Below are 22943 nucleotides of genomic sequence, written 5' to 3'. Positions count from 1 at the left end.
TGCTAAACTGCTTGTCTATCATTTCACCTTTTCCTCTGACGCAAACTGATAATCGTAGCAGGCATGATACAAAGCCTCCAATTCCGCCCTTGCCGGCACCCGCGGGTTGTTGGCAGGGCTGCCGCTGATGAAGGCATCCTCCGTCATCTTGCTTACTGCACTACTGAACGCCTCTTCATCGATCCCCCATCCCTTCAGATTTGGGATGTTCAGCTGCATACAAAGCTTTTTGATCGATGCTACTGCGATTTCAGCACATTCTTCATTCGACAGATGACTGTTTTCCTTTTCAAAAATGCGGCCAACATCAGCGAGGCGGTCAATGCAGTGTTCTTTGCTGAATTCGAGCACTGCCGGCAGCAGCATCGCATTCGAATATCCGTGCGGCACATGGAATAATGCCCCGATCGGCCTCGACATCCCATGAACCAGACAGACCGAAGCATTTGAGAATGCCATTCCAGCCTGCATGGCAGCAAGGCTCATCGCCTCACGGGCATCCAAATTTCCGCCATCATGATATGCCGTTAGCAGATTGTCTGCAATCAGCCCCATGGCTGAAAGAGCAGCCGTATCGGTCATTGGATGGGAATTTTTCGACAGATACGCTTCCACTGCATGGCTTAACGCATCCACTCCCGTCGCAGCCGTGACACTTTTCGGCGAGGAAATGGTCAGGAGCGGGTCGACAATGGCGACATCCGGCATAAACGCCGGCTGCTTGATCATCATCTTTACGTCATTTGCTGTGTTTGTGATGACGGTCACATCGGTCGCTTCCGAACCCGTTCCCGCCGTTGTCGGTATGGCAATATGAGGAATCGGCGGTTTATCGGCGATTCGCCGGCCGCCCATAAATTCCCCGATATATCCGCCATTCGACGCCAGAACGGCGATCGCCTTGGCTGTATCGATGCAGCTTCCCCCACCGAGGGACACGATTAGATCACACCCTTCTTTTTCAAGCATCTCCAGTGATTCTGAGACATATTGATCTGTCGGTTCAGAATGAACACCGAGATAAACAGCACTTGCCACCTCTTGTTCCTGCAGGTACTGACGGCACTCACTGACATATCCCAGTTCCTCCATGATCCCATCACTTACGATCAGAGCTTTTCCTCCACGCTCAGCTGCTTCCCTGCCGACATTCGCAAAAGCCTTTCGACCGTAAAAAATGGATTGCGGTACACGAAAACATGCAAACTCCTCCACAGACTTGCACCCCTTTATCTTTTAATGCACTTGCCCGAAATCAAAGCATGCCAAAACAGATAGGGTCTCTATGTAGTCCAAACCTCTCGAATGTACACCCTCCACCAAAAATCAAAATATTTAAACTATTTCATAGTATAACAGAAAATAAGCGGCCCGTCCCCCGTCATGCAATAACGCCTGAGGGACGGGCCTTTAGCAAGTGCTCATTTTTCAATTTTCTTCATCAGTTCTTCAAAACTGTCCATATTCCCGGTCGTTTCTGCAATTTCTCTCAGGACATCGTTGAATCGATTGATGTCGAGGTCATATAGGAGGTCATGGTCGAAGCCAGTGGCCGTGTACTGAGTGAAATCCCAGACCTGCTGGTGGTCTTTTTCATCGATTGCATGCGCGATCGCATTCAGTACGGTTAACAGTTCACCTGTTATGACAGCGTCCTGTTTCGCGTAGTGCCTGATCGATGCAAAACCCCGGTAGAGATAGTCGGCATACGTCAAATTTTTAATGATGACGCGCAGATTTCCGTCCCGGTCTGTGAGGTAAGGTGAGAATACTTCCATTTCCGATAGTTGGATGAGCAGGTCACCGATTTGATAAATAATATTTGTCGCAGTTTTGGGATCATCATTCCCGAGCGCCCGGATCGCGATTTCCACAAATTTGTTGATGCTGAATTCGATGTCCTGAAGTTCGGTCTGATTCTTACCGACCTGAAACATGTGCAAGTAGCTGCCTTCGTCCATTTCAAAGTCAGGAGACGGTTTCCAGTATGTCAACAGGGGAGTCGCCCGGAAGACGAAGCTGCCTATGCGGTTCTCCAAGCGGATGATCAGGTCATCTTCAGTGGCTTTCCTGATCAGCTCGGCGAAGTCAATCTTCTGCAGATAACCTGACTGTTCGGCCTTAAGCGTATTCCCTTCAACGCCAGGCACCTGCATTTTTACATCATCGGGATTCTTTGCTTTATGGGGCTTCAGTTCATTGACGAGCGAGCTTTCGATGATATCCAATGATTCAAGCTTGATCTGCTCCGTTAGATTGGTCACTTGCAGCCAGGTGACGATATGATTGATGAAAACCGCGAACGTGCTGATCGTAAGCAGAGCGGTCAATACGGCAGTTGACGGGATCAAACTGTATGCCTGAGCGGTATCTTCGTTGATGAAAAATAAGCAAAACAGCACATAAAGGAAGCTGCCGCTGAAAATCCCTAATGTTCTCTGAGTCACTCTATTCATCATGAAATTCTTAAGGATCCTTGGGGAGAACTGACTTGAAAAGGTGGATAGTGCACCGAGGACCCCGTAAAAAGTAAAGGTTGTCAGCGATAAGATGCCTGCCGTCAATGTACTTAAGATCGTCTTTGTCAGTCCGTAATCGACTCTTAGGAAAGAAGGCATTTCTTGATAGATATTCATTTCCAAGTCTGTCCAAATGGTGATGAAGACCAGTAAGAGGGAGAGCATCGCATATATCATGGGTGTCATCCATAAGTTTGAATACAACTCATTCCACTTCTCGCGCTTCGTCATCCTTGCGTATCTTTTCGCAGCCGATGGAATTTTTTTTAGCATGTCGATCATCTCTTTCACACCCTGTATATCTGAAGTATCCAGCTGAAAATGTTCAACTTTCCCGTCCTCTTCCCTTGTGGGAAATGTCTTAAACACAGATTGAGGAACGAATGTAAAAAAATCGGAATGTCTTTCGCTTCTACGCATTAAAGTAACGAGGGACGGGCCTGCCATATGGGGCGTGATGCCTTTTCCACCTGATATGAAGACAAAAAGAACCCCCAGTAGAAGCCTGGGGGTTAAATCAAACGATACTTGATGAAAGGATAGACCTAAACAGGCCTTGCCTCAATCAGTAATTTTTTATAAATATCTGCAATCTCTTCTACCTTCATCCTTACAAGTCCGCTCGATGACGGAGCAACAAAGTCACGGACTCCATCGACTACCGATTCTTCCTGCCATCCCCATGGAACCTTCTTTTTCTTGGCAAACTGCTGATAGACACCCTTTCCGACAAAACAGGCTGTGCGGGGTCTATATGTTTCAAGCTTCTCTTTCAGGATGATTCTCCCCTCTTCATACTCGTCCTTCGTTATTTCGGAAGCATCTTTCGTTGGACGTGCTACGATATTCGTCATTCCGTATCCGAGCTTGATCAGGTCCCCATCTTCCTCAGCCCTGTATAAACGGGGCGTTACACCCGATTGATCGAGGATCTTCCAGAACCGGTTCGTGGGATTGGCGTAATGGTGTCCTGTTTCTCCTGACATGATGCTCGGATTGAACCCGATAAAAACAATATGGAGTCCTCCTTGCAAATGATCCGGGATTGAATTCAAATACTCACCTTCTTTCATTAAATACTGTTGTTATCTATTTTATCGAAAGAGCTTGTGAAATCCAAAAAGCCTGCCCCTCAACTTCAGGGCAGGCCTTTATGCGGATGACGCTATTAGATGTAGATATCAATCTGGTTGCTGTCTTCTTTCAGGAGCTGCTCGAGTTCTTCTTTTTTCACTCGCACTCCCCCGCTTCTGTATCGGTTGGAGACGGTTTCGCCAGCGGCTTTCTGTCCATTTATGGAAACATGTGTACCATCTCCGTTTCCTAGATGATAGACAAATGTGACCGGACGGTGGTTGATCATGAAGTCGAATGTCATGCCGTCGAGATGATCCGGGAGAACCGGATCAATCACAAGGTCCTCACCTTCCTGGCGAACACCGAGAGCGTTTGAAATCAGCTGATTCATATAGATTCCCGGCCCGCTTGAATAGATTCTCCAGCCGCCTTTGACCGGCACGGAACCGTCGCGCAGTTCACCGAATCGTTCCTGTGCTTCATAGCGAGTATTGAATTTCCCGTCAGAAGAGCTGAAATATGCATTGCTCTGGCGTCTTTCTGCGTTTGGCACGGCATCTTTCAGTCCGACAGGATTAATGATCTCCAAGCCTTTCCACACTTCATCCGTGTAGCCGAGCTTCGCCATCGCTTCCACGTATCGGATGTGGGCATGGACGTATTGCAGGCCGATTTCACGTCCGAAGTTCGATGCCTGTTCGGCACGCTTGAAATGCGTGCTGACTCCCCCTTCATACTTGGCGGGACGGTTCATCAACCGGACACCATCCGGACAGTATAAGTGCTCCTTCACTAATTCATAATGTGAAGCTGCCTGTTCAGGTGTGAACAGTTCTGAAATGATGCTCCGGTTCATCGGCAGCAGGCGGTAATGGATCCCTGTTTTCGTATCGGTCGGGTGTACCATGAATTCCGGTTTGCCCGCTTCTTCCATGTACACAAATCCAGGGATGACCTCATCTTGCAGGATATACTTATTGAAATCCTGCTGGACACCTTCCGCGAGGGCACGGAATTCCTGAGCTTCTTCTTCAAAGACCCCATCGAGCACAGAGGCCAGCTTCACGACCACTTGATAGGTCAATGCAACCGTCCAGCTGCTCGCCATGTATTTTTTCAGGTTGGCATTCGCAGGCTGCAGGGTATCATCCCAATCCCCGTCGCCATAAGAAGATAAGAACGTATCATGCAGGAAGTTATCCTTGATGTAGGAAAGTTCCTTCTTGATGTGGTGAAGCAGTGTTTCTTTCTCCTCTGTGAATCCAAAACCGTCACGTTCTGTATACGGGATTTCTTCCTGTAAAATCCCATAATCATTCGTTGCGGCAATATAATCGCTTACCACTTTCAGCGGCCAGACGATGATATCCCCGTGGCTTTCGTCCTGCTGGAACTTGAAGTATTTATCGAACATGAACCATTGCGGCCAGTTGCCGTCATCTTCGTATTGATGGGAGTAGACGGTCTTGATGATTTCTTTCACCGACTCATAATTCTGGGTTGCCATGAAGTATTCAGTCGGTCCCTGGCACACATCACGCGTACCCCAGGCAGCACCGCCATATTGCTCAAGCCCATGAGGAACGGAGTAATGAACTAGCATGTTGTGTGTATACCACCATGCAAGCGCATTTACTTTCTCAAGCTCCGCAGGTATTCCTTCCCCTTGTGAAAGCTTAAATCTGTTCATGACCCCTCTATAGTAATCGCGGTATTTCTCGATCTCTTCATTTACGTCGCGGTTTGAAAACTCAATTTCTTCACCGTTCAAAAGCCCTTGTACGGTCAGATTCCATTCCGCAGAAGCTGTGACATCCAGCACGACCAGGGAAGCTGAACCTTCTTCTACATTTTCTGCAAGCTTCTCTTCTCGGCCGACCTCGACCGTCGCACCGTCGACTTTCATCCGGTAACATAAATGAGGGAACGTGGAACTGCTGTCCGATTCCCGATCGGCAGTGATGGTAAGAACGTCACCTTCCTGCTTCAAGTGGAATCCTCTTTCATATTCATTGTTATTCATCGTCACCTGGTTCGTCACGAGATAACGATAGGCGTTGCCATTCTCTGATTTTACATTCAACTGCACTTCAGGTGAATCGACCACGGTATAATTCGTCACAATGATCGTATCGTCTTCTGTCTTGTAGTACCAGCGTGCATAATTGAAGCCAAGCTCGAACATCGAAGGCATCGTCAGTAAGCGGTACTCACCGTCCACCTCTACATAAATGCGCTGACCTGATGTCTTCATGACGTTCAAATGGCTGCGCTGGTTTGTCATCAATTTATTAAAAGAAGTATTCCCGACAACGAGCTGCGAGTTGAATAATCCGTACATGAATGAAGTGGTCGTGATTGTGTTTTCCTTCAGGCGGTGGTTTTCACCCGACATCAAAATATGCCCGTGAGGTCTTTCCACCATCAATTCCTTCTCTTTCAGAACAACATGCTCATGCGTATCCGTGAAGAACGATAGCAGACGGTCACCTTCACGCTCCAGATTATGACGTTCTGCAAACAGTTCCTCCACTTCGCTTTCGGTCATCGAAAGAGTGTTCAGCGGCCTGCCGATTTCAGGTTTTAAGCGAACGGTTTCAGCAGAACCTCTGAATGTGGAAACGATCCCGCGGGCTTCTTCCCATGCCGCTGCAATGTCTTCTTGATATTCCAACGCTTCGATTGCTTCCGCATGATTTTCTTTGAACACCCCATAGAACGTAAAGCGCTCTTCCCCATGCAGTACGACCTTCGGGGACTTGAGAGCGGTGTAGGCGAATTCATACTGATACACATCATTCGCCAGCGTCTCTTTTGTTAAAATTTCCGGCTCATCACTTTCTTTATAGGATAATCCGAAGAATTGGAAGCCGTCAGTGGAATAGCCTTCTGCTTTCCCCAGGGATCCCTGCTGCATATAAGGGAAACCGCTTGACTGCGGCTGATTTTGCCTGGAGCAGACGACATAGCCTTTCTCATTACTTTCAAAAACACGATGATCGACATACTGGGACATGTAGGCTTCGTTGGAGCGGACTGCTCCTTTATCTGCAAGACCCAGGTCCTGTCCGTAAATCACATCAACTTCAACCTCTTTCCCGTTGACCGCGATATCCCAGAACCAGACCCCTTTCTCAGTCAACGTGAAGATGACTTCATAAGAAACGCCTTCGAAGGAACCGCTCCACTTGACTTGTGATTCAGCCCACTCCACTTTGCTATCAGATTTTATCCCGACCATCGGTACGTACTTGATCCCGTCCGTCCCGTGGATTCGCAGAAATAGATTATTCAATGAACCATCGATCGGATTGGTGAACAGTCCGTTGATCATGATGCTCTTATGAGTAACAGCAAACAAGTCGCCGCGTGGTAAAAAGGTAAATGTCAGTTCTCCTGATGTCAGTACAACGTTTGAATTCATTTCTTTCCCCTCGATTCTCTATTTTTCTAGTGTGAATGATTTCTCCATGACTTCTTTACTGTTTCCACCGATATAGGCGATGAATGTTCCCGGATCGCTTGTAAACGAAAGATCGGAATGGTGATAACGCAGCTTTTCCTCTGTAAGGGTGAAGGTCACTTCCTTCGATTCTCCGGGCTGCAGGCTGATTTTTTCAAAACCTTTTAGTTCTTTCAGCGGACGGACCACTTCCCCGCTAACATCCCGCACATACAATTGAACGACCTCTTCACCGGCAACTCTTCCAGTGTTGGTCACTGTAACGGAGATCTCCAGTGAATCATCGCAGGTCATTTTTCCACTCGAGATTGTCATGCTGCTGTAAGTAAATTCTGTATAACTTAAACCGAATCCGAACGGAAACAGAGGACTGTTCGGAATATCCAGGTATTGCGATACATAGCGTTCCTGTGCATCAGGCGCCCCTTTGGGACGTCCTGTATTGAAGTGATTATAGTAAACCGGAATCTGACCTGAACTGTAGGGGAATGACATCGTCAGTCGCCCGGATGGATTTTGGTCTCCATATAAGATGTCGGCCACCGCCGCTCCGCCTTCCGTTCCCGGATACCATGCTTCGAGTACGGCATCCGTTTCGTCCCACACACCGTGAAGATCGAGCGGGCGTCCGTTGAATAAGACAGAGACGGTCTGCTTGCCAAGCTCTTTGATGCGCTGGATCAATTCGAGCTGCGCCCCGAGGAGTTTAATATCAGCGCGGCAGCCTGCTTCACCGCTCATTTCCGAATCCTCGCCGAGTGCGAGGACGATCACATCCGCGTCTTTTGCCGCTTCCAGCGCTTCCTGTATTTGTTCCTCAGTGATCGCTTCAGTGTCACTGCCTTTTGCAACGGTCAGCTGAGAAGGATCGATTTTTTGTAAAAATCCTTCCTTCACCGTTACGGCGTCTTCCTTTGAACCAAGCCACGACCACGGTCCGAGGATGTCCCCGTTTTCTGCAAAAGGACCGATCAGTGCGATTTTCTGTTCTTTCTTAAGTGGTAAAACGCCTTCATTTTTCAGCAATACTGCTGATTTAGCAGCCAGTTCCCTCGCAGCTTCACGGTGTGAAGCACTCATGACGACCTCTTTCTCAAGCTCCTCATCCGCTCCGCGATATGGATTTTCAAATAGTCCAAGTTTCTCTTTCAGAGTCAATATCCGTAAAACCGCTTCATCAATGAGTGACACATCGACTGCTTGTTCATCGATCAATGTTTTTAAGTATTTTACATAAGTGGAGGTCATCATTTCGATGTCAACTCCAGCTGTAAGGGCCTTTAATGCAGCTTCCTTTTCATCCTCGGCAACGCCGTGAGGAATCATTTCCTTCACTGCTCCCCAGTCTGAAATCAGAACGCCGTCAAATCCCATTTCTTCACGAAGAATTGAACGCATCAGCTTCTTATTCCCTGTTGCAGGGATTCCAAATACGGTATTGAACGCCGTCATTACCATTTCGCAGCCTTCATCAAGCGCCGCTTCATAAGCAGGCAGATAATTTTCACGAAGCTCCCGTTCAGACATGTCGACCGTGTTGTAATCACGCCCGCCTTCCGGTGCCCCGTATGCTGCGAAGTGCTTCACGCAGGCTGCGACCCGATCCGTTTCATTTGTCAGGTCATTTCCTTGGAAGCCTCGCACAAATGCTCTCGCAAACTGACTATTTAAATAAGGATCCTCCCCTGTCGATTCCATCACTCTTCCCCAGCGAGGATCACGGACAAGATCGACCATCGGGGCAAATGTAACATGTACACCGGATGCCGATGCTTCTTTTGCCGCTATTTGTGCACTTTTCTCTGCCAATTCCATATCCCAGGAACAGCCGATTGCCAGCGGTACAGGAAAAATCGTCTTATAACCGTGCACGATATCAGACATCACTAATAAAGGAATGCCCAACCTGTTATCTTCAATATGTTTTCGCTGGATGTTCTTCACTTCTTTCGCTCCGGATGCTCCGAGTACCGATCCGGTGTTTTCGATCATGTCATCGGTGATTCCCATATCGGCCATCGGACCGGTGATCTGCCCTCCATCACTTGCCCCTTTGAAAAATGGAGTGGCGAGCTGAGTCAGCTGTGCAATTTTTTCATCCAATGTCATTTCATTTACTAATGAAGTTAGATTGTGTTCATTCATACTGGAACCTCCAGGATTAGGATTTGATCGTGTCGTTTTTTTATTTAGTGAAACGTTTCAATTAACAGTTGAGTCGAATTATAAGGGTAATCCAGCTGATAGTCAACAAAGACTTCCATCCCGTAAAATTACCAAAATCATCTATTAATAAGGGTTTATGCATGTTCCAACGCCATAATAAAGGGATTGGATCTTACCAATGCACAATTTTTAAAAAAGTGGTTGAAAGCGGATTCATGTTTGATTATAATATAGTCATCGAAACGTTTCAATAACGTTTGAGTGATTTCTAAATTTTCATTTTTGGAATCATTCAGGCAACGCTTCACTATTTTTAAGGCTATGTTAAAGTTCAATGTTTATTTCGGGCAATTCCAGCGGTTGATTGGAGTGCAAGACGAAGACTCTTGCGGGAGAAGTGACTAATGTGAGACCCCGCAGGGAGGTACGACCGAGGAGGCTCACGGGTCACCCGCGGAAAGCGAAGTCTTGCACAGAAATCAATAGCGGCGTTTAACAGGCCACTTTTTAAAAAAACAATAAGAATAGAATGGAGATGGGAGAATGAGAAAGAAATCATGGACACTTTTATTAGTCGCTATGATGGCACTATCCACTGTTTTAGCAGCATGCGGTGGCGGCGGTGAATCAAAGGACGGTAAAAAAGAAATCACCGTCTGGGCAATGGGGGAAGAAGGTAAAAAGCTGAAAGAAATGGCATCAAAATTTGAAGAAGAAAACAAAGACATCACCGTTAAAGTACAAGCAATCCCTTGGGGCAACGCCCATGATAAACTACTGACAGCAGTCGCTTCTGGAAACGGCCCGGACGTCCTTCAATTAGGGACAACCTGGGTGCCTGAATTCGCAGATGCCGGAGCATTGCTTGACCTGAAACCATATTTAGAAGATTATCCTGAATTCAAACCTGAGAATTTCTTCGAAGGTTCTGTTACATCCATGAAGTATGACGACAAAATAGTCGGTGTCCCTTGGTACATCGATACACGCGTCCTTTACTATCGCACAGATTTATTGAAAGAAGCCGGATACGATAAAGCTCCTGCTACATGGGATGAATTGAAAGATGCAGCTGAAAAGCTGAACGCACGCGGAGACGACATGTACGGTCTTGATATCGACCGCAACGACCAAATCACTCCATTCATCTTTGCTTGGCAAAATGGATACGAGTTCGAAGGCAAGGACAAAATGAATTTTGACAGCCCTGAATTCAAGGGAGCGATCGAGTACTATGCAAGCTTCTTCAAAGAAGGATTAAGCCCGACTGCTGAAGGAATCGATATCGTACAGGCATTCAAGAGCGGTTCGAAACCTATGTTCTTCAGTGGTCCATGGATGATTAACATCATCAACGACCAGGCACCTGACCTTGAAGGCAAATGGGCGGTAGCAGAAATGCCGAAGAAAGAAACAAATGCATCAAGCATGGGTGGATCGAACCTATCGATCTTCCACAACTCTGAAAATGTCGATGAATCACTCAAATTCATCTCATATATGAATAAAGTGGAAACACAAATGGAATGGCTGGAAGTTTCCAATACACTTCCTTCACGTACAGAAGCTTGGGAAGAGCCTAAGCTGAAAGAAGATCCATTACTATCTGTTTTCGGTAAACAGCTTGAAAACACGAAAGCATCACCGCAAATCAAAGAATTTGAAAAAATCGCTCAGGAATTCCTTTCTTCCATTGAAAGAATCACTGTCGGCGATGCAGATATCGATAAAGAACTAGAGCAGTTCAATAAAAAAGCAAATGAGATTGTTGAATAGATTAAATACTAGAAAAGCATTCGCTATTATAAGGAAGTAAGTTGGAGTTACAGGCAATCCTCTAAACGAGGATTGCCTGAACTCCATTTTTAAAATAACCCTTACGCGGTGTTTAGTTAGGTGGGATATCATGAGCAATGGATTAAAAAGCCTCAAATCAAATAAACATCCTTACGTGTTTATTGCTCCTGCAGTTATCATTTTAGCTGTCTTCAGTATTGTTCCAATCATAGTGGCCTTCCTGATCAGCTTTACGGATCTGGATTTGGCGGGACTGGCCAATTGGTCAAACGTGAACTTCGTCGGACTGGAAAACTACTCTGCATTGGTTTCGGATGAACTGTTTCACAAATCGATTTTTAATACGTTTTTTTATGTCCTCATCGGGGTTCCCCTCGTCATTGTTTTCTCATTAGGGATTGCGCTTCTCCTTAATTACGGGACAAGCAAGCTGTTCACTGTCTTCCGCGGTGTGTATTACATGCCTTCGATCACGAACATCATCGCAGTGGCAGTCATCTGGGGATTCCTTTATAACACGGAGTATGGATTATTCAATTACTTACTATCTTTACTGGATGTCGAGAAAATTCCTTGGTTAGGAGAGCCAACGATCGCCAAGCTATCGTTGATTGTTTTAGCTGTATGGAAGGGGATCGGGATCAACATGATCATCTTTCTCGCTGCACTTCAGGGCATCCCTAAATCGTATTATGAAGCGGCAGAAATGGACGGGGCCAATCGCTGGCAGGTACTGTGGAATGTCACGATCCCATTACTGCGCTATGCTACCTTCTTCGTAACCGTCACGACGCTGATCGGCTGGCTCCAATTCTTCGAAGAGCCATTCGTCATGACAAATGGCGGACCGCTGGATGGAACGATTTCCATGGCACTGTTCATCTATCAGCGCGGATTCCAGTTCAGTGAATTCGGTTACGCAGCTGCAGGTTCATTCATCCTGTTCGTGTTCATAATCGTCATTACATTGGTTCAATTTAAGATAAGAAAATCTGATACAGAATACTAAGTTATCAAATATACCAGTATCGGGGTTGAAACTATGAAAACATTTAAAATGGAACGGCTCTTTGTGATCATCCTGCTGATCCTTGGCGGAATCATCGTATCCGTCCCCTTCATCTGGATGATCTCAAGCTCATTCAAGCCGGAAAGCGAAGTGCTTCAGATACCGCCTACGCTGATTCCTGAGAATCCAACGCTCGAAAACTACGTCAATCTGTTTGAAAGCATGAACTTCGGCGTCTATCTGCGCAATACCTTAATCATTGTCCTCTTCTCCTTTGTCGGGTTGTTCTTCAATGCAATGGCCGGCTATGGATTTGCAAAGTATCAATTTAAGGGAAGAGAAAAAATCTTTTACATCGTGCTGGCAACTATGATGATCCCTGCACAGGTAACGATGATTCCCGTTTACTTGATTTTGAATGAAATGGGTCTTACGAATACGATGACAGGGATCGTATTGCCTGGACTGGCAGCTGCTTTCAGCATCTTCCTGTTCAGACAGTTCATGACGACGATTCCGACAGATCTTATTGAGGCTGCACGTCTTGATGGCGCCGGGGAATTCTATATCTTCTTCCGATTGATCGTACCGATTGCGAAACCGATCTTCGCCGTCCAGGGGATCCTGACCTTCATCGGAGCATGGAACAGCTTCTTATGGCCGCTGATCATCGCGAATGATGAGAGCCTATATACGTTGTCAGTCGGGCTTTCATTGTTACAAGGGCAGTATGCGAATAACTTCGGCCTTCAGATGGCCGGAGCTGCATTCATGGTAATACCGATCATCATCATCTTCTCCTTCTTCCAGAAGTATATTGTGGAAGGATTTACGATGTCGGGGATTAAATAAGGATTTGGTTTGTGGGGGTTTGAGGTTTTGTGTACCTGGTACAGGCTTTAGGATTTGTACCTGGTACAGAATCAACAGGTTGTACCTGGTACATCAGCCTTGATTTGTACCTGGTACACACACTTTCGGGATGGTGGCGGGCTTCTTTTCGTTGAGATGAGCCTGGCACCATTTGGTGTATTCTGAGCCTGGCTCGATCGGGGGATTTGAGCCTGGCTCGATCCCACCTGTTTGTGCCTAGCACCGCAGAACTGGTTTGTGTCTGGCACAATCAGAGGTTTTTGTGCCTGGCACCGCAGAACTAGTTTGTGCCAGGCACAATCAGAGGTTTTTGTGCCTGGCACCGCAGAACTAGTTTGTGCCAGGCACAATCAGAGGTTTTTGTGCCTGGCACCGCAGAACTAGTTTGTGCCAGGCACAATCAGAGGTTTTTGTGCCTGGCACCGCAGAACTAGTTTGTGCCAGGCACAATCAGAGGTTTTTGTGCCTGGCACCGCAGAACTAGTTTGTGCCAGGCACAATCAGAGGTTTTTGTGCCTGGCACGCGCTGGCTTACCACCCTCACTCCCCTCCCCCATCAGTCAACCAAAAGCCAAAGCATATCAGGAGGTCATATGAAAAATAAATGGTGGCACCGCTCAACGGTGTATCAAATCTATCCGCGCAGTTTCAATGATCACAACGGAGACGGAATTGGGGATATCCCCGGTATCATTGAAAAGCTTGATTATCTCGCATTTTTAGGGATTGATATCATCTGGCTCAGTCCAGTATATCAATCACCGAATGACGATAACGGTTATGATATCAGTGATTACTATGAAATCATGAGTGATTTCGGTACGATGGAAGACATGGTAAAGCTGATTGAAGAAGCAGGCAAACGGGACATCCGCATCATGATGGACCTTGTCATCAACCATACATCCGATGAACATTCCTGGTTCATCGAATCTCGGAAATCGAAGGACAATCCGTATCGTGACTATTATGTTTGGAGGGAAAGCAAGGACGGTCCACCAAGTGATATCACATCCGTATTCAGCGGGCCAGCCTGGGAATATGATGAGGCGACCGGTGAGTACTACTTCCATCTTTTCAGTAAAAAGCAACCCGATCTGAACCTTCACAACAAGGAAGTCCGCGATCATCTCTATAACATGATGAACTTTTGGCTCGATAAAGGAGTGAGCGGCTTCCGGATGGATGTCATCGATTTGATAGGAAAAGAGATCGATGAGAAGATTCTGACTGATGGACCAAAGCTTCATGATTATCTTCAGGAAATGAATAGAGAGGTTCTCTCTAACTATCCGACCATAACCGTCGGTGAAACGCCTTCCGCCACTCCGGAAACGGCCAAGTTGTATACTGGTGACGGGCGGGACGAACTTGATATGGTCTTCACCTTTCAGCATATGTCACTGGATGAAGTGGATGGAAAAGGGAAATGGGCATTGAAACCACTAGATCTGCGCGATTTAAAAGAAACACTCAGTAAGTGGCAGACGGATTTATTCGGACAAGGCTGGAACAGTTTGTATTGGAATAATCATGATCAGCCAAGAATCGTTTCGAGATGGGGAGATGACCGCGAATACCGCGTAGAATCGGCCAAGATGCTCGCCACCATCCTTCACATGATGCAGGGAACCCCTTATATCTATCAAGGTGAAGAAATCGGGATGACCAATATTGTATTCGATGATATCCGGGACTACCGCGATATCGAAACAATCAATTTTTATAACGAGAAGATTTCAGAAGGCACTCCCCACGAAGACGTCATGAAATCAATCCATGTAAAAGGGAGGGACAATGCACGTACGCCTTTCCAATGGAATCCGAGTCTTCACGGCGGTTTCACAACCGGAACACCATGGCTCGAAGTAAATGAGAATCACAAGAACATTAACGCTGAAGATGCGCTGAAAGATGAAGATTCCATCTTCCATCACTATAAAAAATTGATTCGCTTAAGAAAAGAACACGACATCATCGTGTATGGGGAGTATGAACTGATCTTGGAAGATCATTCTGAAATATTCGCCTATACGAGAAAGCTGGGGAATGAAACGCTTCTAGTCATTACGAATTTCAATGCGCATCAACCGGAATTCAAACTGCCAACAGGTCTTGATGACGGGAATTGCGAAATACTGATCAGCAACTATTCCGGCACAGCGAGCCGTCCTTCTGAGTTAACAAAATTACGCCCATACGAGGCGACTGTATATTTGATCAGCAACTAAAACGCTTTCAAACCACACCAATAAATGTATAATGAAACGTATAAGACAACGATAACGATAAGGGTTTGCCCTATTTAAGAGGATGTGAACACATGGCAACCATAAAAGACGTAGCTAAACTTTCCGGCGTCGCGGTATCCACCGCTTCCTACGCGCTGAACAACAGCACAAAGGTCAGCGAGGAAACCCGGCAGAAAGTATTGGCCGCAGCAAAAGAATTGAATTACCAGAAAAACGGACTCGCTTCCGACCTTAAACGGACAAGCACGAATACGATCGCACTGATTCTGAGCGACTTGTCGGGTCCTTACTATTCCGAACTGATCAAAGGCGTTCAGGATGTGGCTTCGACGAACGGATATGATCTCATCGCCTGCAGTTCAATTGGAGGTGCTCAATCCACCGCCATAAAATTCCTGAGGGAAAAACGTGTGGACGGCGTCATCATCCTTGCTCATAACATCGATGACAAAACAATTCTTGACTCTGCACGGGAAGGTTTCCCGATTGTAGTTCTTGACCGCAGCGTACAAAGTGAACACGTCGTCCAAATAGAAGTCGATAACGAGCACGGTGCATTCATGGCGACCGAGCACCTGATAGAAAAAGGCAGCCGTGAAATCGCGTACGTCAGCGGACCTTACAACTCTCACGACAATGAACTCAGATTCAAAGGCTATCAGTCCGCACTTGAAAAGCATGGAATCGAATACCGTTCAAAATGGAAGGTATCAGGCGGATTCACAAGGGAAGGCGGCTATCAGGCAACGAAGATGATCATCGCCCAAAAGGATGTCCCGCAAGCCATCTTCTATGCGAATGACGAAATGGCGATAGGCGGTCTACAGGCGCTGAATGAAAAGAAACTCTCTGTCCCTGATGATATTTCCATCATCGGATTCGATGATATCCAGCTTTCAGAATACGTCTCTCCCCCGCTTACCACCATGCGCCAGCCAAAGTACGAAGCAGGTGCCCTTGCCGTACACTTGATCTTCCAGGTGCTGTCAAAGGAAAAAGTGGATCCGAATTATAAATTGACGACAGAACTCATCGAACGTAAATCCGTCAAGGGGTCATGACATCAGACGGAACATCTGACCACACATGAAGGTCCGTCCCAGACCCCATGAACGTACTAAAGGCCCGTTCCTCATCGCTTTAACGCGATGGAGGACAGGCCTTTGTACGTTTATAGGATATGTTGAAAATCCTTTGCCTGCTGATCAAGCTGGCGGGCAGCACTTCCGATCTCTTTAAAAGCCGCCACTGCTTGTTCATTGATGGCCTGGTTGTTTGAAATCCCTGACTGCGAGCGGATCGTGCCTTCGCTGATTTTGTTGATTTCGCCAGTGATCCCCTCGATACGGGCATTGACTTCCCCGATGGAGTCCTGCACCCGGGTGGCAAGCTTCCTTACTTCTCCGGCAACAACATTGAATCCTCTCCCATGCTCCCCTGCTCGGGCCGCTTCGATGGCTGCATTCAATGCCAGGAGATTCGTTTGCGTTGCGATTTCCCTGATCGTTTTCACAATGCTTTCGATCGATTTTGCCTGGGATTTAAGAGTTTCCATGATTTCAAGATTTTCTTCTGACTCCTTCACGAGCCTTCCTATGGCAAGGCTTGCCTCTTCACTTCTCGCTATCCCAGCTTCTGCTTTTTCACTGAGCTCCGCAGACATTTTCTGCAATCCAGAGGCCACCTTGAAGGCAGCATTCTCACGCTCTGTTATGTCCGTTGCTACTTTCACCACGCCGATGACCTTCCCCCCATCATCATAAACCGGGGTGTATGTAGCTTCAAGCCATATGAGTTTCCCCTGTTTTGTCACACGCTGAATCTTTTCCTGAAAACTTTTTCCGTTCCGCAGGTTTCTCCAAAGCTGCTGATACTCCCGGCTTTCTGCGAAACCGGGTGTACAGAATTGCCTGTGCATCATCCCCGGCATCTCATCTACTCTATATACAACGGTATTGGCAAAATTCTCATTCGCCCATAAGACGTTCCCGTTTGGGTCGAATTGAATCATCGCGAGTGATCGTTCAATCGCGGCCACTACCTGTGCTGGTTCCATTCCCAGTTTACATCCTGATTTTTCAGTTCTTAGCATTGTATTCATCCTCTTTTCATATTAAGATGCCTTTACCTTCAATCCAGGCACCAGCCAAACTTCTCATAACTTCTATTTATAAGACTATCGTACTAGCTTTATCGTTGTATCACAAATTGGAACTCTCGATTTCGAAATATATTTTTTTATAAAAATAGCGTGTGGATCTCCACACGCCATTCAGCCATTATTCACTCTGCAATGCTGACTCATCAATTTCAACAGCACTCTCTTTTACGTCCGCAGGAATTTTGATTTCATCAATCTCATTGATTTTCGAGTAGCTTCCCTTCATCTTCTGAAGTGATTGTATCTTCTCGCCTTCGATCTCCATATTAAAATCCATATCGACTGTAAAATTCATGGGGTGATATGTCTTCTTGTCGATTTCATAGGTATAGCTCAATTTGTTCACTTTCAAGCCTTCCAGCAGTTCTTTCGGCATGATTCCTTCTGGCATCGTAGATTCTACCGTCTCTTCTACTAAACGTTGATATTCTTCACCGGAAGCTGAGAAAGAGATCAGGTAATGATCCTCTTTTTCTTCTACTTTCACATCTTTGGTATATTCCTTTAATTGCTTGAGCTGCTCAGTTACATCCGCTTGATTCTTGCTCATTTCCACGAAGGAATCCGACAGTTCCTTCGGTGCAGACTGCCATTGTTTACTCATTGAATCCTTCGTGTAAAGCCCCTCTTCTGTAAAATAGGTTTCCGCTTCAATCGGCATCCCCATCATGGTCATCTCTGTCGTCTGATACATGCCGAGCGGATCCGTCACATAATCCATTTCAATAATGGACGACTGTGTCACTTTTCCCGCATCCTCAGCCTCCGGAATGATATCCTGCTCCATCTCCATCTTCACGTGAAAGCTTTTCAGCTTTTCTGACGCAGAAATAGAAGAATTGATGATTTCTTCCACATCTTTTCCGCTCGTTGTCGTTCCGCATGCAGTCAGTCCGATTGTCAGAAGTACCGCTGATCCAAGTCCAAGTAATTTCTTCATGAGATCCTCCTCGTTAGTGTGTTCTACCTACTTATACGGATGAGTATGGAGAATAGTTTCATAATAAGAGAAAAAGAGTTGTGGAGTCCGGATGCAGATAACCTTGTTGAATGAGGGCAAATCGCTCCTTTATTCGCCTGGTAAGGATTGAATTGCAGTATTTTAGTCTTCAGTATGCCATATAAAGGCATTTTGAGGTTAATTAAAGCTTGTTTTCGCAGTACAATTCACTTCTCGTTTAATTTATAAGCCAGATTTCCATATATTCGTTCCACTTTCTAAATATACGTGCCACTTTTAAAATTTACGTTCCACTTTTTCGAAATTCAAGCCACTTTCCTAAAAATACGTGCCTCTTGTCGAATTTCCACTATTCCAATGACACTTCCATCAGCAGGAAGCTATTTTGCATAGAAGCCCAGAATGGCATTAGTAACTCCCCATTAAAAAAATGGCCTCCAATCCAGTTGGAGGCCACCTCTCATTCCTTGATATCGGCTACTAATTGTTCAATTTCTTCCCTATTATTCTCAAACCCGATCAAATTTTTCACTAGCTTTTTCTTACCAAGCAGTCCTTTTTTATAAAAAGCAAAAGATGGGACGATGCGGGAGCCGGCTAGTTCTTTCAGTTCTTCTTCTATTGATTCATCATCAGCGACGTCTTTATGAACGTAATCGATGTTGTGCTCCGCCAAATATTCTTTAGCAGCCTGGCAGTCGGAGCAGGTAGGCCGTGTATATAGTTCCAAGATCAAGTCCTTATTCATCGTCTTCATCACTCCTTACGTGCTGGATGGTTTGAATCCTTTCAGACGGAGGGCATTGAGCAATACCGATACGGAACTGAAACTCATCGCAGCACCTGCGATCATCGGATTCAAAAGCGGCCCTCCGAATAGGTAGAGTACGCCCATTGCAATCGGGATCCCCAGGATGTTATAGGCGAATGCCCAGAATAGATTCTGTTTGATGTTCCGGATCGTCGCTTTACTTAGCTCGACAGCCGTGGGGACATCCATCAGGTCGCTTCTCATGAGGACGATATCGGCTGATTCCATTGCCACATCCGTCCCGGAGCCGATGGCGATCCCGATATCGGCCTGTGCAAGGGCAGGTGCGTCGTTGATGCCGTCACCGACCATGGCGACTTTTCTGCCTTCTTCCTGAAGCTTTTTGACTTCATTCGCTTTATCTTCAGGCAGCACTTCACTGAGGACGCGGTCGATTCCGACCTGTTCCGCGATTGCTTCTGCCGTACGTTTGTTGTCTCCTGTGATCATGGCAACTTCGATACCCATTTTATGAAGCTTTTCAATCGCTTTGAAGCTTGTTTCCTTGACCGTGTCTGCAACCGCGATGATGCCTGCGATTTCTTCTTCGATCGCAATATACATCGGCGTTTTACCTTCTGATGCCAGGCGGTCTGAAGTATCCTCCAAGTCTCCCATCTCAACATCATTTTCTTCCATGAGTTTGCGGTTACCAAGCAGCAGGTCTTTCCCATCGATCGTCACTTCGAGTCCCTGACCTGTGATGGCGTCAAAGAATTCTGTTTTTAGAAGGGAAAGTTCCTTTTCCTCCGCAGCCCTGACGATCGCTTCACCTAGTGGATGCTCAGATCCTTTTTCTGCTGAAGCGGCAAGGATCAGGAGTTCTTCTTCGGAGATGCCGTCAACCGTCACAATATCGGTCACGACCGGCTTCCCTTCCGTGATCGTACCCGTTTTATCAAACACGATTGTATCTATTTTATGCGTCGTTTCGAGTGCTCCTCCGCTTTTGATCAAGACGCCGTTTTCAGCACCCTTTCCGGTACCGACCATGATCGCGGTCGGTGTTGCAAGTCCGAGTGCGCAAGGGCAGGCGATGACCAATATCGATATGGCGATGGTGAATGCGAAGAGACCTGATTCCCCGCCGAAGTACCAGGCGAAACCTGAGAGGATCGCCAGCACAATCACGATTGGCACGAAATAACCGGAAATGACGTCCGCCATTTTTGCAATCGGGGCTTTGGAACCCTGTGCTTCCTCTACGAGCTTGATGATCTGGGATAAGGCGGTATCCTTTCCTACCTTTGTAGCTTCGTAACGAATCGTTCCGTTTTTATTGATACTGGCCCCGATGACAGATGCACCGGCTTCTTTTTCAACCGGGATGCTTTCACCTGTCAGCATCGATTCGTCCACGGAAGTCTTCCCTTCCACTACTACACCATCTACCGGCAGCTTTTCACCGGGTTTGACAATGATGATGTCGCCGACTTCCACTTCTTCAATCGAGATTTCAGCTTCTTTCCCGTCCCTGACGACGGTCGCTGTTTTAGGGGCAAGCCCCATCAGCTTCTTGATCGCTTCGGACGTTTTCCCTTTTGAAAGGGCTTCGAAATATTTACCCAATGTAATGAGTGTCAGGATGACCGCTGCGGACTCATAATAGAGGTCCTGCGCGTAGCTTTCATTTCCAAGTACGATGAATATGGAGGCAATCACGCTGTATACAAAAGCTGCACTAGTACCCAGCGCCACCAGGGAATCCATATTGGGATGCCGCTTGATCAGCGTCTTGAATCCCACAGTGAAAAATGGCTTCCCCATCACCATGACAGGAATGGTCAGGACGAGCTGAATGAGTGCAAATCCTGTCGGGTTCATCATCGGATCGATGGCATCCGGCAGCGGCATACCGAACATATGGCCCATTGAAACGAGCAGAAGCGGAACCGTGAAGATAGCTGATACCCAGAAACGTTTCCACATATGCTTGATATGCTGTTCTTTCTTTTCTCTGTCCTCATCGACCGTATCGCCTGCATCGACATCTTCCTCTGCTTCATATCCGGCATCGGATACCGCTTTTCTGATGTCGGACACTGTGACCATGGACGGATCATATTCGATTACCATTTTTTCCGTTGCCATGTTGACGTTTGATTCTTTCACTCCCTGGAGTTTTCCGGTCGCCTTTTCAACAGACTGTACACATGAAGCGCAGGTCATGCCGGAGACGGTGAATGTTTTCTTTTCCATTTCCGTGACGGCTTTATAGCCCGCATCATCCACAGCGTCCTTTATTTCTTTCAACGTGATTTGATTTTCATCAAATCTAACCTTCATTTTTTCAGTGGCCAGATTTACACTGGCTTCCTGAACGCCCATCAGTTTCCCGGTCGCTTTTTCCACTGCCTGCGAACACGACGCACATGTCATCCCTTCGATGCTTAATGTTTTTTCTGTCATCGTGTGAGACCACCTTTTCTTATTTGATTGGTTCTGATTCGTATCCAGCTTCAGTGACTGCTTTGCTTAAGCTTTCGGGGGATTGCTTCGTTTCGTCATACTTCACTTTAGCCGATGCATTCTCAAGATCGACTTTTGCTTTTTCCACTCCATCCAGTCCATAAAGTGTCGTTTCTACTTTCTTCACGCAATTACCACAAGTCATTCCTGTTACTTTTAATAATGTTTTTTCCATGTTTGAACACTCCTTAATTTTGGTTGAATTTTGGACACCGCTGTTGATTTCCGTGGAAGACTTCGCTTTCCGCGGGTGACCCGTGAGCCTCCTCGGCTTTGCCTGCGGGGTCTCACATTGGCCACTTCTCCCGCAGGAGTCTTCGTCTTCCACTCCAATCAACCGCTGGAACTAGCTAAAAATCAAACTAGCCAAATGTCAGTTTAGATTGATGGAACCTATCATTACTCAAAGAATCTTTTATTAATGCTGGCAGTTCATGCCGTGATCTTTCTTACAGGTGCACTGGCCAGGGACGCAATTGCATGCGACCTCGTCGACAGCGTCATTTTTCTTGGTTTGTAAAACTTCCTCGAGCATCGCGATATCGTCATGACTAAGGGTTGCATCTCCGATGAGATCGGCAATCATCTTGCCGACTGCACGGCTGCAAATATGATGAAACAGTCCTTCCTTCAATGTTTTAAGACTTTCTTCCTCACTGACAGCAGCGGTGTAGATAAACCGGTTGCCGACCTTTTTTGTATGAAGCATGCCTTTTTTGACCAGTCTCCCAATAAACGTCTTGGTCGTCGCCGGCTTCCAATCTCTTTTGTCTTCAAGGACTTTACTGATTTCCTTGCTGGTCACTTCTTCAAGAGCCCATACGACCCGCATCACTTCCCATTCGGAATCCGTAATCTCCGGCTTTTCTTCATTGGGCAAGGGTGTCACCTCCAATTTCGTTTACACTTGTAATCAACTTATACTTAGAGTTTACAACTGTAATCGATCATAGTCAATCATTTTGATTTATTTTTTTAAAAAAAGGGCTTGAGCCTGATTTGTTCTTATTATTGTGTACCACTGAGGCTATGATATAGACTCCATCAGTATTGACAAGGTGTCATATTTTAGCAAATAAAAAAAGGACCCTCGAATGAGAGTCCTTTTCCAGCAAAAGTTATTATGCTTTAACGACGTTAGTCGCTTGAAGTCCACGTTGACCTTGCTCAGTGTCAAATGTAACAGTTTGACCTTCTTCTAAAGTTTTGAAACCTTCGCCTTGGATAGCTGAGAAATGTACGAATACATCTTCTCCACCTTCGATTTCGATGAAACCGAAACCTTTTTCTGCGTTAAACCATTTTACTGTACCTTGTTGCATAATTGTTTCCTCCTGTGTGGATCGTTCCACAATTTATTACTATTATTGCTCAATTAGATATCA

17 protein-coding genes are annotated in these 22943 nt (G+C 46.3%); 5 read left to right on the top strand and 12 right to left on the bottom strand.

Features of this window, described 5'->3' with window-relative positions; translation table 11 throughout:
• Window positions 1–18: 18 nt before the first annotated feature.
• From ACUXV2_RS03520 to bglX, 5 genes are all read right to left on the bottom strand, one after another.
• Window positions 19–1215: an iron-containing alcohol dehydrogenase gene (locus tag ACUXV2_RS03520; RefSeq protein WP_446245685.1), complete on the bottom strand. Its 1197-nt coding sequence runs from the start codon at window positions 1213–1215 to the stop codon at window positions 19–21.
• Between the two features lie 206 nt (window positions 1216–1421).
• On the bottom strand, window positions 1422–2792 hold the full coding sequence (locus ACUXV2_RS03515; RefSeq protein ID WP_446245684.1) for a DUF2254 domain-containing protein: 1371 nt from the start codon (window positions 2790–2792) through the stop codon (window positions 1422–1424).
• 272 nt (window positions 2793–3064) lie between these two features.
• Entirely contained in the window at window positions 3065–3574 is a 510-nt protein-coding gene (locus ACUXV2_RS03510; RefSeq protein WP_446245683.1) for a mismatch-specific DNA-glycosylase, read from the bottom strand.
• 113 nt (window positions 3575–3687) lie between these two features.
• Entirely contained in the window at window positions 3688–7020 is a 3333-nt protein-coding gene (locus tag ACUXV2_RS03505) for a GH36-type glycosyl hydrolase domain-containing protein (protein ID WP_446245682.1), read from the bottom strand.
• 18 nt (window positions 7021–7038) lie between these two features.
• Window positions 7039–9204 (bottom strand): beta-glucosidase BglX, encoded by a 2166-nt coding sequence (bglX, locus tag ACUXV2_RS03500; protein WP_446245681.1) that lies wholly within the window; start codon window positions 9202–9204, stop codon window positions 7039–7041.
• A 564-nt stretch (window positions 9205–9768) separates the two neighbouring features.
• Between bglX and ACUXV2_RS03495 the strand changes: the two genes are divergently transcribed.
• From ACUXV2_RS03495 to ACUXV2_RS03475, 5 genes are all read left to right on the top strand, one after another.
• Window positions 9769–11001: a sugar ABC transporter substrate-binding protein gene (locus ACUXV2_RS03495; RefSeq protein WP_446245680.1), complete on the top strand. Its 1233-nt coding sequence runs from the start codon at window positions 9769–9771 to the stop codon at window positions 10999–11001.
• 130 nt (window positions 11002–11131) lie between these two features.
• Entirely contained in the window at window positions 11132–12031 is a 900-nt protein-coding gene (locus tag ACUXV2_RS03490) for a carbohydrate ABC transporter permease (protein WP_446245679.1), read from the top strand.
• Window positions 12032–12064: 33 nt separating this feature from the next.
• Entirely contained in the window at window positions 12065–12883 is an 819-nt protein-coding gene (locus ACUXV2_RS03485) for a carbohydrate ABC transporter permease (protein WP_446245678.1), read from the top strand.
• A 614-nt stretch (window positions 12884–13497) separates the two neighbouring features.
• Window positions 13498–15135: a glycoside hydrolase family 13 protein gene (locus tag ACUXV2_RS03480; protein WP_446245677.1), complete on the top strand. Its 1638-nt coding sequence runs from the start codon at window positions 13498–13500 to the stop codon at window positions 15133–15135.
• Between the two features lie 92 nt (window positions 15136–15227).
• Window positions 15228–16217, top strand: a complete 990-nt coding sequence (locus ACUXV2_RS03475) for a LacI family DNA-binding transcriptional regulator (protein WP_446245676.1) — start codon at window positions 15228–15230, stop codon at window positions 16215–16217.
• 110 nt (window positions 16218–16327) lie between these two features.
• Here ACUXV2_RS03475 and ACUXV2_RS03470 read toward each other — a convergent pair whose 3' ends face one another.
• The 7 genes from ACUXV2_RS03470 to ACUXV2_RS03440 all read right to left on the bottom strand — a co-directional run bounded on the left by ACUXV2_RS03470 (window position 16328) and on the right by ACUXV2_RS03440 (window position 22880).
• A complete protein-coding gene (locus ACUXV2_RS03470; RefSeq protein WP_446245675.1) occupies window positions 16328–17248 on the bottom strand; it encodes a methyl-accepting chemotaxis protein in 921 nt (306 codons plus the stop codon).
• Window positions 17249–17435: 187 nt separating this feature from the next.
• On the bottom strand, window positions 17436–18257 hold the full coding sequence (locus ACUXV2_RS03465; protein ID WP_446245674.1) for a DUF6612 family protein: 822 nt from the start codon (window positions 18255–18257) through the stop codon (window positions 17436–17438).
• A gap of 481 nt (window positions 18258–18738) precedes the next feature.
• Window positions 18739–19026, bottom strand: a complete 288-nt coding sequence (locus ACUXV2_RS03460; protein ID WP_446245673.1) for a glutaredoxin family protein — start codon at window positions 19024–19026, stop codon at window positions 18739–18741.
• A 15-nt stretch (window positions 19027–19041) separates the two neighbouring features.
• Window positions 19042–21498 (bottom strand): heavy metal translocating P-type ATPase, encoded by a 2457-nt coding sequence (locus ACUXV2_RS03455; RefSeq protein ID WP_446245672.1) that lies wholly within the window; start codon window positions 21496–21498, stop codon window positions 19042–19044.
• A gap of 19 nt (window positions 21499–21517) precedes the next feature.
• A complete protein-coding gene (locus ACUXV2_RS03450; RefSeq protein ID WP_446245671.1) occupies window positions 21518–21733 on the bottom strand; it encodes a heavy-metal-associated domain-containing protein in 216 nt (71 codons plus the stop codon).
• Window positions 21734–21976: 243 nt separating this feature from the next.
• Entirely contained in the window at window positions 21977–22438 is a 462-nt protein-coding gene (locus ACUXV2_RS03445) for a CopY/TcrY family copper transport repressor (RefSeq protein WP_446245670.1), read from the bottom strand.
• Between the two features lie 241 nt (window positions 22439–22679).
• Window positions 22680–22880, bottom strand: coding sequence for a cold-shock protein (locus ACUXV2_RS03440; protein ID WP_446245669.1), 201 nt, complete (start codon window positions 22878–22880; stop codon window positions 22680–22682).
• Window positions 22881–22943: the final 63 nt, after the last annotated feature.

The organism is Rossellomorea sp. NS-SX7 (assembly GCF_052828565.1).
This window is presented reverse-complemented; position numbering and strand designations above follow the sequence as displayed.

What these genes read in the sequence shown, in the direction of transcription:
- ACUXV2_RS03515 (WP_446245684.1), bottom strand. Translation starts at nt 2,792, where the DNA reads ATGCTAAAAAAAATTCCATCGGCTGCGAAAAGATACGCAAGGATGACG.
- ACUXV2_RS03505 (WP_446245682.1), bottom strand. Translation starts at nt 7,020, where the DNA reads ATGAATTCAAACGTTGTACTGACATCAGGAGAACTGACATTTACCTTT.
- bglX (WP_446245681.1), bottom strand. Translation starts at nt 9,204, where the DNA reads ATGAATGAACACAATCTAACTTCATTAGTAAATGAAATGACATTGGAT.
- ACUXV2_RS03495 (WP_446245680.1), top strand. Translation starts at nt 9,769, where the DNA reads ATGAGAAAGAAATCATGGACACTTTTATTAGTCGCTATGATGGCACTA.
- ACUXV2_RS03490 (WP_446245679.1), top strand. Translation starts at nt 11,132, where the DNA reads ATGAGCAATGGATTAAAAAGCCTCAAATCAAATAAACATCCTTACGTG.
- ACUXV2_RS03485 (WP_446245678.1), top strand. Translation starts at nt 12,065, where the DNA reads ATGAAAACATTTAAAATGGAACGGCTCTTTGTGATCATCCTGCTGATC.
- ACUXV2_RS03480 (WP_446245677.1), top strand. Translation starts at nt 13,498, where the DNA reads ATGAAAAATAAATGGTGGCACCGCTCAACGGTGTATCAAATCTATCCG.
- ACUXV2_RS03475 (WP_446245676.1), top strand. Translation starts at nt 15,228, where the DNA reads ATGGCAACCATAAAAGACGTAGCTAAACTTTCCGGCGTCGCGGTATCC.
- ACUXV2_RS03470 (WP_446245675.1), bottom strand. Translation starts at nt 17,248, where the DNA reads ATGCTAAGAACTGAAAAATCAGGATGTAAACTGGGAATGGAACCAGCA.
- ACUXV2_RS03465 (WP_446245674.1), bottom strand. Translation starts at nt 18,257, where the DNA reads ATGAAGAAATTACTTGGACTTGGATCAGCGGTACTTCTGACAATCGGA.
- ACUXV2_RS03460 (WP_446245673.1), bottom strand. Translation starts at nt 19,026, where the DNA reads ATGAATAAGGACTTGATCTTGGAACTATATACACGGCCTACCTGCTCC.
- ACUXV2_RS03455 (WP_446245672.1), bottom strand. Translation starts at nt 21,498, where the DNA reads ATGACAGAAAAAACATTAAGCATCGAAGGGATGACATGTGCGTCGTGT.
- ACUXV2_RS03450 (WP_446245671.1), bottom strand. Translation starts at nt 21,733, where the DNA reads ATGGAAAAAACATTATTAAAAGTAACAGGAATGACTTGTGGTAATTGC.
- ACUXV2_RS03440 (WP_446245669.1), bottom strand. Translation starts at nt 22,880, where the DNA reads ATGCAACAAGGTACAGTAAAATGGTTTAACGCAGAAAAAGGTTTCGGT.